The following is a 13,292-nucleotide window of genomic DNA, read 5'->3' as shown; positions in this document are numbered from 1 at the left end:
TTGATTTTTAATGTGTATAAATATGGAGAAAACTCAAATGAAATTAAATAAAAAATTATTGGTTTTATTAAGCGTTGGATTGTTATTTTCGGCTAATAGCTTTGCACGAGATACGGTTCATCATTTACCAATTAAAGATGTTTTTGATATGCCAGAAGCTAAACAAAAACTCGATCCAAGTATTAAATTTTACTTTGGACAATCAGTCAACGGAAACATAGTTAAAACTGATTCAACCAATAAAAAAACGAATGCATTCAATAAATCTGATGAACAAGCTTGTCGTTGGTCAATGTTATCTGCTCTGATTCAAATGCAGAAAAGAGCACAACAGTTAGGTGTGAAAAAAATCTCTAACGTAGTGAGCTATTACAAAAAACAACCTTATAAAAGCACCTCTTTATATGAATGTCATGCAGGTGCTGTAATGGCTGGTGTTGCGATTAAAGGTGATTTTGTTAAATAAACTTTGTTAAGTTAATCAAAGGCAATTATTATGCTAGAACAAAGAAAGGTTGTTGTTATTGGTGCAGGACCGTCAGGTGCGATTGCAGCAACCTTATTAAAACGTCAAGGTTATGATGTATTAGTATTAGAAAAGCAAACGTTTCCTCGCTTTTCAATCGGCGAAAGTTTATTGCCACACTGTTTAGATTTTATTGAAGAAGCGGGTATGCTAGCAGCAGTTGAGGCTCAAGGCTATCAAATTAAACACGGTGCAGCATTTGCTTTAGATCAACAATATTCTGTATTTGATTTTGCAAAACAGTTTACTCAAGATAGTAAAAAATACGCTTATGAAGTAAAACGAGGCGAATTTGATAAATTACTGGCTGATTGTGCGGTTGAACAAGGGGTAGAAATTCGTTATCAACACGAAATTGTGGATATTGTGTTTCAAGATGATTTAGCTTTTCTGACGGTTAATGATCTGAGTACGGGCAAACAGTATCAACTACAAACTGAGTTTGTATTAGATGGCAGTGGCTATGGTCGAGTGCTAGCTCGTCTACTCAATTTAGAAACACCATCTAATCTGCCACCACGCCAAGCTATCTTTACGCATATTGAGGACAACATCACAGCACCTCAATTTGAACGTGATAAAATTCTAATTAGTGTACACCCACAACATCAAGATATTTGGTTTTGGCTAATTCCGTTTAGTGATGGTCGAAGCTCTATTGGCGTGGTCGGTGAACCACACTATTTTGCGTCTTTTGATGACGATTTTGCAGCTTGTTTGCAATCATTTGTAAAAACTACTCCAAATTTGACCGCCCTTTTGGGAGAGGCTAAATGGGATACTGCGTATCAGAAATTAACAGGCTATTCAGCGAATGTAAAACAGCTATATGGGAAAAATTTTGCTTTATTGGGAAATAGTGCAGAGTTTTTAGACCCCGTATTTTCGTCTGGTGTAACTATTGCAATGTGTAGTGCGAGCCTTGCGGTTAAAGCGTTAGATCGTCAATTTAAAGGCGAACAAGTAGATTGGCAACGTGATTTTGCTGATGTATTACAGCGTGGTGTAGATACATTCCGCACTTATGTAATGGGTTGGTATGATTTAAGTTTTCAGCGTGCTATTTTTGCTGAAAATAGAAATGATAAAATCAGTGCGATGATCAGTTCTATCTTGGCAGGCTATGCGTGGGATCTGGAAAATCCTTATGTCAAAGAACACCAAAGACGCTTAAAGACATTAGCTGAATTGTGTAAATAGCATATTGGATATGTGAAATAAGATAAACTGTTGTAATTAGGTAGAAAAATGTTGAACTTTAATTTATTGGCAATCAAAGCCTACTCGAGTGCTTTAGTTGAAGTAGCTGACTGGCAACAATGGGCGGCGACCTCTTTTCAGCCATTGCCAGCTAGCAATAAGTTTAAGGCAAGCAAAATACCTATGATGCAAGCAAGACGTATGGGTTTATCTGATAAAATGGCTATTCAGCTAGCTATGGAGTTGCTTGAGCTACAACCTGATATTGATGCTGTTGTTTTTGCAAGTCGGCACGGTCAGTTAGAGAGAACTTACAAACTGCTTTCTCGCTTCTTTGCAACAGGAGATATGTCGCCAACCGACTTTGCTACCGCCGTGCATAATGCACCTGCTGGGCAATTTAGTATCCTTGCGAAAAACACTGCACCAATTAGTTCAATTGCAGCGGAAGAACAGAGCTTTTGTACGGGACTGTTAGAAGCATTGCTCGCTTTACAGGGTGGCAAACGTAAAGTGTTATATGTTATGTTTGACGGGGTTGTACCTGAATTTTACCACCCTTTTCTGCAACCCACTGAATTAAGCGAACCTTATGCACTAGGTATGGTGCTTGAACAAGGGGAACAATGGCAATTATCGTGGCAACCCCCATCTCAACAACAAGCACAGAAATTTCCTGACGGATTGAGCTTTTTGCATAAATTTTTTCAAAATCAACCGCACTTTTATCTTGAGAGTGATACACAAAGATGGCTATTTACCCAAAATTAAATAAACTTTGGCGAATTATTGGCACAGGGTTGGCTTTTGTCTATTTTGGCTTAGGCTCTGTCATCTTGGGTAACATTTATATGTTTGCCATTCGTTTGATTTATAAAGATCCTTTATTGCGTAGAAAATATAGCCAACGTAGTATCCAAACTTGTTTTTATAGTTTTGTGCAGGCTTTAAAATTTCTAGGTATTATTGATTATAAAATTGAAGGCGGTGAGCTTTTGCAGGCTGATAAAAGCTGTTTAATTGTGGCGAACCACCCGAGTTTAATTGATTATGTATTACTTGGATCAATTTTGCCAGAAATGGATTGCGTGGTTAAGGAAGCACTTTTTCGTAATCCTTTTTGCAAAATGGTAGTGAAAAATGCAGGTTATATTCCCAATTCATCTGATCCAGAAATATTAATCGAACGTTGCAAAAAACGCTTACAACAAGGCGGAAAATTATTGATTTTCCCTGAAGGAACTCGTACACCACTAAATAGTGAAAAATTAGTGTTACAACGAGGAGCAGCTAATTTAGCAATCCGTTGCAATGCTCCTATGCGTATTATACATATCGTTTGTGAGCCTCGAATATTGACAAAAGAATTAGCTTGGTATCAAGTATCTGAAAAAAAATCATTCTTTTATATTAAAGTACAAGAGTTATATGATATAAAATCTTACCTTAGTAATGATTTACCTCCAAGTAAAGCAGTACGCCATTTGAATAATGATCTCGTTAATTTATTACAGCCAACAGCTGATGTCATAGAAAAAGCAAGGAACTATTATGAATGAATTAGAAAATGAAATTAAACAACTCATTATTTCTGCACTGAATTTAGAAGAGCTTAGTATTGATGATATTGATAGTGAAGCTCCATTATTCAACGAAGGTTTAGGATTAGATTCGATAGATGCTTTAGAATTAGGGTTGGCACTTAAAAACCAATTTAATATTCAACTGAATGCCGAAAACGAAGAGGTTCATCAACATTTTTATTCTGTCAAAACATTAGCAGAGTTTATTCATAACAATCAATAAGGAATATAAACAATGGAAAAAAACGAAATTTTTGTACAAGTAAAAACGTTTCTTGAAGAATTATTTGATATTGATCCAGATACCGTGACACTAGAATCTCATATTGCTGAAGATTTGGAATTAGATAGTATTGATGCTGTAGATTTGATAGTGCATCTACAAAATAAGCTGAAAAAACGTGTCAGCCCTGAAGAGTTTAAAAATGTTAGAACAATAAGTGATATTGTTGATGTAATCTATAAATTACAATAATGCATTCTGCTCAATTTATTATTCGTGAAAAGGTTTATCACAGCATTATTTACACTTATTACTGTTCTTTATCCTATTTTTATCTATTTCGCATTTACCTACTTTTCTTTGCAATGGATAGCTATTGGGATATTGTTACTATTCATTATTAGAAGTATTTTATTTTGGTTAAACATTAGACACCCACAACAGGTAGTATTAGAAAAAACAACATTAAAAAAGAATTTCTCTTTAAAAATGATCGCGGCTTATTCAGCTATAATTGGTATAAGTCTAGCATTATTATCATTACTACATAAAAATCAAACAACATTACTTTTTTATCCAGTACTTATGAATATTCTGTTATTTAGTCTTTTTACTTTTAGCTTGCGGCAAAAGATGAGTATTATTGAACATTTTGCTCGCTTACAGATGCCAGACTTGCCAGATACAGCAGTACGTTATACCCGAAATGTAACCAAAGTTTGGAGTTTGTTTTTTTTCCTAAATGGTAGCATCGCACTTTATACTGTATATTCCGATGATCTAATACTGTGGACACTGTATAACGGTTTAATCAGTTATGTTTTAATGGGGATACTGTTTACTGGAGAATATTTATTCAGACGCTATAAACAATCACGTTTTTCAGACTAGGATTATTGGAAAGGTTATCTTAATGATTACGGATAAATTATCACAACAGTTACAGCAACAATTTGTAGCAAATAAGCAGTCACTCGTTCCATTAAAAATGCTTCTTTTATCACATGCAGATAGTCAGCACATTGTCTGTCTTGGCGAAAATTATCAATATAATTGGCAAGATTTGCGACAATATACAGCACATTTTGTACAACAGTTACAAACAATGTCAAACCAACAAAATATTGCATTAATCTTTAAAAGTGGTTTTTTAATGGTTTGTGCTTTATTAGCCGTATCTCATTGTCGGCGTACAATTATTTTACCCTCACTACAAACTGTACAACATCTAGCAGATATACAAGAACATTTTTCCTTGTTATTAACTGATATTACCGATCTTGCTGAACAAGTTAAAACAATAGGAAAAAGGGCAGTTAATTTTCAAAAAATTTTGCCAGAAAAAACACTTTCATCTGATCAAATTGAAAGTTTGTTAGTCAGCGTTGCAGAGTACAATCAAGTTACAGACTATACAAAAATTGATAACCGCCAGCCTGATCTCTATTTATTTACCTCAGGCAGTACAGGCACGCCAAAAATGATTGACAAATACTTCGCATTATTCGATCGGCAAATTCAAATCGAATATGATTTGCTAGCTGGCAAATTGCGTGGTACGGTGATGTATTCAACGGTAAATCATAATCATCTATTGGGTTTGATGTATCGTCTTTTCTTTCCGTTAGTATTGCGAATGCCATTTTGGGATTACAGCTTAATTATGCCCGAGCAATTAAGCAAAATTAGCCAATCCTATGCGTTAATTAGTAGCCCTGCGTTTTTACGATTTTTAGATGAAAAGTTATCCTACCCTTCAGCACGAGTGGTCTATTCCTCAGGTGGCAAATTACCACTTGAGGTAGGCGAAAAAGCTAAAGTACAGCTACAATGTGATGTAATGGAATTTTATGGCTCAAGTGAAACAGGTGCAATCGCCTACAAATATTTTCCAAGTATTCACTGGTATCCACTACAAGGTATTCAATTCCGCAAAAATAGCAAAGAGTGTTTAGAAATTTTATCGCCACTGCTACCGCAAGATGATTGGTATGCGATGGAGGATCGGGTAAATCTATTTGATGATAGCTTTGAGTTGTTAGGACGAGCAGATCGTGTAGCAAAAATTGCCGACAAACGAGTTTCTTTAACACAAATTGAAAACATTGCGTTACAATTAGCGGAAATTGCTGAAGTGAAAGCACTTGTCGTCAGAGATCATTTACGAGATAGTGTCGGCTTAGTTGTGGTATTAACTGAACAATACCGCCATTTATCAAGTAAAGAAACGTTACAACTATTACGCCAACAATTAAGAAATCGCATTGAATTAATTGCCTTGCCTCGCCGTATTCGGATTGTGGATTTTATGCCGTTAAATGAACAAGGTAAGTTAAATATTAAACAACTGGAGCGTTTATTTGTATGATTATTGAACCAAAATATCAAGTGATTACACAATCAGATACCACATTTACGCTCTGCTGTCATTTTTCAAATGATTACCCATATTTTGCAGGTCATTTTCCAAATTTTCCTATTTTGGCAGGCGTGGTACAACTCGGTTTAGTACATCAGTTTGTGCAAAAATTTCTCTCAATTTCATTGAGTAAAGCCACTATTCGTCAAATTAAATATCAACGAATTGTTCCGAGTAATAGCACTTTGCATTTACAAGTGGATTATATGCCAGAGAAAAAACGCTTAGATTTTAAGTGGTTACAAAAAGATGAGTGTATGAGTAGTGGAGTGTTTTCCTTATGAGTTACCGTCCTTGCTTTATTATACCTTGTTATAATCACGGTCAGTTTATTGAACCTGTTTTGTTGCAGTTACAACAATATTCATATCCAATTATTCTGGTTGATGATTGTTCCAATGCTGAAACCTCTGAAAAATTACAACAAATTCAACCGCATTTTGACTTTATTTTGCACCGCCATCAACAAAATTTAGGCAAAGGTGGAGCGATTAAAACGGCTCTTTACTTAGCAGAAATTTATGGCTTTAGCCACGCATTACAAGTTGATGCAGATGGTCAGCACGATTTGGCAGATCTTGAAAAATTGCTGAACTACGCACAATCTAATCCAAATACATTAGTATCTGCCCAGCCAGTTTTTGATCAATCAGCGCCTAAAGCTCGCTACTATGGACGCTATTTAACGCATATTTGGGTATGGTTAGAAACCTTTTCTCTGCAAATTAAAGACAGTATGTGTGGTTTTCGTGTCTATCCTGTACAAAATACCTTGAGTTTAATTCGACAGCATTTTATCGGCAATCGTATGGATTTTGATATTGAGATAATGGTGCAATATTATTGGCACTATCGTCAAATCCACTTTATTAAAAGCAAGGTCATTTATCCAGCAGACGGAGTTTCTCATTTTGATCAGCTGTATGACAATCTCCGTCTAAGCAAAATGCACTTTCGTTTATTGTTACAATTTTGGCGACATATTCCCTCTTTACTATTAAAGAGAAATGTACAAACAACCACCCAGCATTGGTCAAAAATGCAGGAAACAGGTTCAATAATCGGTATTCGAATTTTATTATGGATTTATACCCTATTGGGTAAAACTGGCTTTAGATTATTACTAAAACCAGTAATTTTATATTACTGGCTTGTGGCTAAATCACATCGTCAAGCCTCTGAACAATATTTAGCTCGTTTAACAAAATATGTACAACAGAATCAGCTAACTTTAAATGATAAAACGCCTTTAACCAGTTTTAACCATTTGAGCTATTTTGCTGAGGCGATGTTAAATAAACTGATTGCGTGGAAAGGCGATATTGGCAGAGAGCATTTGATTTTTCATACTCCAGACGATCTTGATCACAATAAACTCAAGCAGAGTTTAATTATCGGCTCTCATTTAGGCGATTTAGAATTAAGTCGTGCTTTGGGTTCAAGAATTACAGATTTAAAAATCACTGCACTCGTGTTTACCAAGCACGCAGTGCGCTTTAATCAGTTATTACAACAATATCAAACCACCAACGATAAAATAGATATTTTACAAGTTGATGGCATTTCGCCAGCCACGTTACTGCTATTACAAGAGCGTATTGCCAATGGGCATACTATCGTTTTAGTGGGCGATCGAACTTCACCAAATGAAAGTCAAAAACGTAGTGAAAGCCAAGTTGATTTTCTTGGTAAGCCTGCTTATTTTCCGCACGGTCCTTATATTCTTGCGCATTTATTAAAAGTGCCAGTTTTTCTTCTTTTTGCACTAAGAAACCCTGAGCAAAAAGATAAATTTGATATTTATGTCGAGCCATTTGCTGAAAAAATTAAATTACCTCGTCAAGAACGCCAGTACGCCATCACACCATATATCAAACAATACGCTGATAGGCTGGCTTATTATTGTCGCCAATCACCATTAGAATGGTTTAACTTTTTTAATTTTTGGCATAAATAGGGCATAAAAATGAGAAAAAATAATGTACTACTAAACGTGCGAGTGGCTTGCAAACCTGCCTTTCAAGATTTAGATATTATGCACGTTGTTTGGCACGGGCGTTATTGGCAGTTTATTGAGCAAGCAAGAGAGGCGCTATTTGATTATATTGGATTTGGCTATGGCGAAATGATCAAACAGGGATACCAATTTCCAATTGTAAAAGCAGATATAAAATATATTCAACCTATCTTGCTCAATCAGCAATTTGAGGTACAAGCTGATTTATTAGAATATGAAAATCAAGTAAAAATAAATTTCACTTTTTTCGATAAAGCAAGCCAAACTGTTTTATGTAAGGCAAGTAGTACGCAGGTTGCTGTGGCGGTAGGCGATAAACATCTACAATTTGTTACGCCTGACTGTTTTCAACAAAAAGTACGGTCATTTTTAGTAAAATAATTTAAGGAATATTTGTGAAAATAAAAACCTTTTTAGCTTTGTTGAGCTTAGGTTGTATGTCATTTGCTGTGGTAGCTCAACAACCAACATTGCAACAGATAACTCAACAACTTGCCATTCCACAAATAATGCAATGCCAATTTCAACAGCAACGCTTTTTAAGCGGTTTAGCAAAACCACTCAAGGCTAGTGGCGTAATGGTGTTAGATCAACAGATTGGTGTGGCACTTTCTCAACAAAAACCCTTTGCTCAAGTTACAGCAATTACAACAAATAAATTAATCCAATCTATTAATCAGCAAAAACAAGTGATCTCTGAACAAGAACAACCACAGTTATTTCATATTACAAATTTATTATTTTCCCTTTTCCAAGGGCAATTTACTTCAGTTTCTGACTACTTCACGCTCACCCAACAAACGCAGAATAAACAACAGTGGTTCATTACTTTACTACCAAAACAGTCGCCCTTTAATCAGCTATTCCAACAAATTAAGTTAGAGGGAGAAAAACATATACAAGTTGTGGATATTATTGATAAACAACAAGATCGCACATTACTTACCTTTGAACATTGTCAGCCAATAGAAAAACTTAATAATGAACAGCAACAGTGGTTTAAAACAGAATAAAATCAATGCGTTAATTTGGTTATTAGTATTATTACTAGGACTATTTATCCTTGTTAAAAATAGCCATAACATAAAAATTGAAAGCAGTTTAACCACCCTTTTACAAAAAAAAGAGGCTATTCCCTCGCAGGTGGATAAGCATCTATCTAGCACTATTAATGATGCTATTATTTGGTTAGTTTCTGCTAAACAGCTTGATCAAGCTAAACAAAGTGCGACTAAATTTACTGCTCGTCTAGCCACGCTCACAGGACTGAGTGATATCCAAGCACGAAATGTGCAACAACAACGAGATTGGCAACACTACTTTTTTAACCATCGAGCAATGCTATTTTCTGCTGAATTACAAGCAAAGTTAAGCCAACCCGAAGCCTATTTTGACTATATTCAAGCACAACTTTATTCGCCATTTGCAGGCGTTTCAAATAATGAATTACAGCAAGATCCTCTGCTTTTAACACGCCAACAACTATTGCAACAAAAACAACGACTACAAATTGATGATGGCTGGGTTTATGCGCAATCAGAGGGTAATTTTTATCTATTAATTCGCGCTAAGACAAATGCGCAAGGGCTGACACAAAAAGCACAGCTAGTACAACAGCTACAACAAATCCAGCAAACAATAGAACAGGAAACTGGTAGTAAAATTTATGCTAGAGGAGCAATATTTTTTAGCGATGCTTCAGCACAAAGTGTTGAACGAGATATAAAAATTATTGGTATTGGTTCACTGATTGGCATTATCTTATTATTATTGTTCGCATTCCGTCACTTTTATCCGCTCTGCTTGCTTGTTTTCTCATTACTGAGTGGCGTTTTATTTGGAATTTTAGCTACTTGGCTCTATTTTGGTGAAATTCATCTACTGACATTAGGTCTAAGCAGTTGCTTAATTGGTGTATCAGCGGATTACAGTTTACATTTTATTACTCACCGTTTTTACCCAGAAAAAGCCAATGTATCTAGCCGACAAACACTCTTAGAATTACGTTCTGCATTAATTTTAGCGTTTGCCACCACTGCACTTTGCTATGCCATAATGTTATTACTACCTCTCGTAATCTTACAGCAAATGGCAATTTTTGCTATTTTTGGCTTATTCGGTGCATTACTCACTGTTATCTTGTGTTATCCATTATTTACACAAACTATTCAACCGTTAAAATTTTCTTCTGCACAATCTCTTACTAGCTACCTACAAGGTTGGAAAAACAGCCGTTGGAGTGTACCAATCGCTATTATCTTATTTTTCGCATCACTCTGTTTTTCCTTGCAAGTGAAAGTAAGTGATGATGTTCGCTTACTGCAAAATAAATCAGCTACCTTACTTGCCAATGAACAAATTATTACTCGAGTATTACAACAAAATAATGAATTACAATATTTTATCGTGCAAGCAGACTCTGTTGAGCAACTATTAAAAAATATCACAAATTTGACCGCACTTTTACGACAAGAAAAATATCAAAATGTAATTATTCCAGCGGTTTCTTTAGATGGCTATATTCAAGATATTGAAACTCAACAGCAAAACTATCAGCAAGTGGATCTAACCTTACAACAGCTATCTACTAAACTAAGTGAATTTAACCCACAAATTATCACTACTTATCCAAAACAGCTGATTAGTTTTACCGATTTTTTAGCCAGCCCCATAGGAAAAAACTTTAGTGAGTTTTATCAGCAATATCAAAATAAACACTATTTTTTACTTCCGCTTACTAAAAGTAATAGTAAACTTAGTAAAGTAATTGCCGATCAACAAATTGATGTTAGCTATCATAATATTACCGAAGAATGGAGTAATCTATTTCAGCAAAGTCGAGAAGGTATTTTATATATATTATTATTTAGTATTGTTGTTGTATTTCTTTTACTTTCGTGGTTTTTAACGTGGCGTTATGCTTTTGCTATTGTTGCAGTACTTATTTTAGCGATGAGTGTCGCTACCGCAGCACTCACAATTACAGGACAATATTTTAATCTCTTTGCCACCTTAGCATTAATTCTATTGCTTGGTATGGGAATTGATTATGGGATTTTTATGGCGAAACAAGGAAAACAGTTTGCAGATCAAATGAATAACAATACATTGTCAGCCTTTGTTGCAATTATTCTTTCTGCACTTACTACATTATTATCCTTTGGTTTATTGATGCTAAGTGAAACACAAGCATTGGTTAGTTTTGCCACCGTATTATGTATTGGTATTAGTACTGTGTTTATTTTTATCCCACTAGTTCTTAAAGTACATTGCCACAACAAATAAATTTTTTATCTATATCAAACTACTGTCGTTATGCCATGCGTTACCTCATCTACAGTCAAATTTAGTCAAGTAACAATTTGAATGCTTATTTGAAGAGTATGATTTACCTTGGGTGATTCGCTCAGACAATGGGACGCCCTTTTATTCTCTTGCTTTAGGTGGAATTAGCCGTTTATCTAAGTGGTGGATAAATTTAAGGATAAGACCAGAAAGAACAAAACCAGCACATCCAGAATAAAATGGGCAGGATATTCTGGCACCATTTTTAATCAATGCGATCTCTTCATCTGACTTAATCATACGATTAAACATTAAATCCATTGCAACATCGAAAAACTCTGAGCCTGGATAAAAAGTTTTCAATAGATTTAATGATTGCAAAGGGAGCTGATCTTCTTCGAAACCTAAACGCAATTTATCTTGTGGCAGAATTGTTTTAATCGCTCGATAAAAGTTATTACGACGCCAATCGGTGTAAATAATATTTTCGCCAAAACTACGACGATAGCCTAAGCCACCATCAATATTCGTGGTAACAGTTACTGAACAATCTTGTGTCACCACAAGCGCAAAAGGTCTGCCAAACGAATAATATAGATAATCGCTAAAATAGTTCACATTATGGTAAGAAGTTAAAATCACAGCATCGAGATTTTTATTCTTCATTACTTGACGTAATGAGGTCAAACGACGATTCATCTCTTGTGGTGAAAACGTGCCTTTTACTTTAGCCCCGTTTCTGATTTCAATAACATCCTGCATATTCATAGTAAAAACCTCTTGTTTGTGATTAATGGTTAATGAATGTTTTACAAAATATGCAGATGTCATTCAAATTATGAATTCTTATTTAACAATAAATTATTCTTATTGATGCAGTAGTTTGTCCACAGAATATTCTTGTTCAAATGATTTTGCTTTCGCAACAATCCATTCGGCAAATTGATGAACATGAGGTTTTTCTAATCATGCTTTTTGGCAAACCAAATAGACACTTTGATCTTGAATACTATCTGGATAAAGCGGCACTAATTTTCCAGCTGCCACATCACGTGCAACTAACACATGCCTTGCTAACGCCAGCCCTTGCCCATCAATTGCAGCTTGCATAATTAAATCTGCGCGGTTGTAACGATGTCCTGCTTGTGTATCAATATTTTTACCATGATATAAAGCCCATTGCCGCCAAGAAGTGGTTGTGGTAAGGAGTCATGTAATAACGGAATTTGCTGCAAACAACGCTCTAGATCACAATCATATTTTTCAAATAGCGTTTTACTCACCACTGAATAAATATAATCATGCAATAAAAATTGTTTCAGCATACTCGGCATATCGCCATAACCATGGCATAACGCAACATCAATCGCATCATCACGAAAATTCGGCTCGCAAGTATCCACAACCAAATTCAAACTAATTTCAGGGCAGGAGACATACAAATCCTGTAAATATGGCATCAACCAACAGCTGGCCATTGAGGGCATACAATACAAATCAATCGATCTAATTTGCTGAATATCAGAAATATGCTGCATTGCTTGCTGTAACTGATCAAACGCCAAAATAACATGACGTAATAGCTCACTACCTTCGCGGCTTAACGTCAATTGGCGTGGTTTACGATGGAATAATTTATAACCTAAGCGATTTTCTAACAGTAAGATTTTCTGACTTACTGCACTTTGCGAGACACACAATTCATCCGCCGCTTGCGTAAAACTCAAATGGCGTGCGACAACTTCAAAATAACGTAGGGCTTCAAGAGGAGGTAACTTCATTTTAACCACCACAACATAAAGAACTAAAACATGTTATGACCGTAGTGTGTGACAAAAAATCATCAACACGTTATAAAAATTAGCACAAAAAACCATTCGTGCAATACAAAATTGCAAAATATTGTTAACAAATTTTATCAACCAAGATGGAAAACCAATCAAATCTCGATACTGATCGCAAAATTGGCAAAACTGGGCAAATATCCAGTATCTTTTATTTTTTCAGAGACAATTTATAGTAGAATATTACCCGCGTAG

The 13,292-nt window shown here is 35.3% G+C and carries 16 protein-coding genes; 13 read left to right on the top strand and 3 right to left on the bottom strand.

Annotated elements, in window-relative coordinates:
* Positions 1-37: 37 nt before the first annotated feature.
* The 13 genes from QS62_RS00450 (at position 38) to QS62_RS00390 (ending at position 11,253) form a co-directional block, all read left to right on the top strand.
* On the top strand, positions 38-466 hold the full coding sequence (locus QS62_RS00450; RefSeq protein WP_066104220.1) for an excinuclease ABC subunit A: 429 nt from the start codon (positions 38-40) through the stop codon (positions 464-466).
* Positions 467-496: 30 nt separating this feature from the next.
* Positions 497-1,726: an NAD(P)/FAD-dependent oxidoreductase gene (locus QS62_RS00445; protein ID WP_066104217.1), complete on the top strand. Its 1,230-nt coding sequence runs from the start codon at positions 497-499 to the stop codon at positions 1,724-1,726.
* A 48-nt stretch (positions 1,727-1,774) separates the two neighbouring features.
* Positions 1,775-2,497, top strand: a complete 723-nt coding sequence (locus tag QS62_RS00440) for a beta-ketoacyl synthase chain length factor (protein WP_066104214.1) — start codon at positions 1,775-1,777, stop codon at positions 2,495-2,497.
* Positions 2,476-3,285 carry a lysophospholipid acyltransferase family protein gene (locus tag QS62_RS00435; protein WP_066104211.1) on the top strand — a complete coding sequence of 270 codons (810 nt, stop codon included), beginning with the start codon at positions 2,476-2,478 and terminating at the stop codon, positions 3,283-3,285. The genes QS62_RS00440 and QS62_RS00435 overlap by 22 nt, the downstream gene beginning before the upstream one ends.
* Complete coding sequence (locus QS62_RS00430; RefSeq protein ID WP_066104209.1) at positions 3,278-3,532, top strand: phosphopantetheine-binding protein; 255 nt, start codon at positions 3,278-3,280, stop codon at positions 3,530-3,532. Before QS62_RS00435 ends, QS62_RS00430 begins: the two co-directional genes overlap by 8 nt.
* Before the next feature lie 12 nt (positions 3,533-3,544).
* Positions 3,545-3,784: an acyl carrier protein gene (locus QS62_RS00425; RefSeq protein ID WP_066104206.1), complete on the top strand. Its 240-nt coding sequence runs from the start codon at positions 3,545-3,547 to the stop codon at positions 3,782-3,784.
* Between the two features lie 333 nt (positions 3,785-4,117).
* On the top strand, positions 4,118-4,423 hold the full coding sequence (locus tag QS62_RS00420; RefSeq protein WP_156550024.1) for a COG4648 family protein: 306 nt from the start codon (positions 4,118-4,120) through the stop codon (positions 4,421-4,423).
* A 22-nt stretch (positions 4,424-4,445) separates the two neighbouring features.
* A complete protein-coding gene (locus QS62_RS00415; protein WP_066104199.1) occupies positions 4,446-5,900 on the top strand; it encodes an AMP-binding protein in 1,455 nt (484 codons plus the stop codon).
* A complete protein-coding gene (locus tag QS62_RS00410) occupies positions 5,897-6,235 on the top strand; it encodes an ApeI family dehydratase (protein WP_066104196.1) in 339 nt (112 codons plus the stop codon). Before QS62_RS00415 ends, QS62_RS00410 begins: the two co-directional genes overlap by 4 nt.
* Positions 6,232-7,908, top strand: coding sequence for a glycosyltransferase family 2 protein (locus QS62_RS00405; RefSeq protein ID WP_066104193.1), 1,677 nt, complete (start codon positions 6,232-6,234; stop codon positions 7,906-7,908). The genes QS62_RS00410 and QS62_RS00405 overlap by 4 nt, the downstream gene beginning before the upstream one ends.
* 9 nt (positions 7,909-7,917) lie before the next feature.
* On the top strand, positions 7,918-8,349 hold the full coding sequence (locus QS62_RS00400; RefSeq protein WP_066104190.1) for an acyl-CoA thioesterase: 432 nt from the start codon (positions 7,918-7,920) through the stop codon (positions 8,347-8,349).
* Between the two features lie 14 nt (positions 8,350-8,363).
* Complete coding sequence (locus QS62_RS00395) at positions 8,364-8,981, top strand: LolA family protein (protein WP_066104188.1); 618 nt, start codon at positions 8,364-8,366, stop codon at positions 8,979-8,981.
* The gene (locus QS62_RS00390) at positions 8,950-11,253 is read left to right on the top strand and encodes an MMPL family transporter (RefSeq protein WP_066104185.1); all 2,304 of its coding nucleotides are present in this window, start codon (positions 8,950-8,952) and stop codon (positions 11,251-11,253) included. Before QS62_RS00395 ends, QS62_RS00390 begins: the two co-directional genes overlap by 32 nt.
* Positions 11,254-11,394: 141 nt before the next feature.
* Here the strand turns inward: QS62_RS00390 and QS62_RS00385 are convergent, their stop codons facing one another.
* From QS62_RS00385 to QS62_RS00380, 3 genes are all read right to left on the bottom strand, one after another.
* Positions 11,395-12,021, bottom strand: a complete 627-nt coding sequence (locus tag QS62_RS00385; protein ID WP_197495465.1) for an aminopeptidase P family N-terminal domain-containing protein — start codon at positions 12,019-12,021, stop codon at positions 11,395-11,397.
* A 198-nt stretch (positions 12,022-12,219) separates the two neighbouring features.
* Positions 12,220-12,408, bottom strand: coding sequence for a type 2 periplasmic-binding domain-containing protein (locus QS62_RS12190; RefSeq protein ID WP_082966092.1), 189 nt, complete (start codon positions 12,406-12,408; stop codon positions 12,220-12,222).
* Complete coding sequence (locus QS62_RS00380; RefSeq protein ID WP_066104179.1) at positions 12,366-13,034, bottom strand: LysR family transcriptional regulator; 669 nt, start codon at positions 13,032-13,034, stop codon at positions 12,366-12,368. The genes QS62_RS12190 and QS62_RS00380 overlap by 43 nt, the downstream gene beginning before the upstream one ends.
* Positions 13,035-13,292: the final 258 nt, after the last annotated feature.

The sequence above is a fragment of the Gallibacterium salpingitidis genome (assembly GCF_001678495.1).
Lineage (GTDB): Bacteria > Pseudomonadota > Gammaproteobacteria > Enterobacterales > Pasteurellaceae > Gallibacterium > Gallibacterium salpingitidis.
This window is presented reverse-complemented; position numbering and strand designations above follow the sequence as displayed.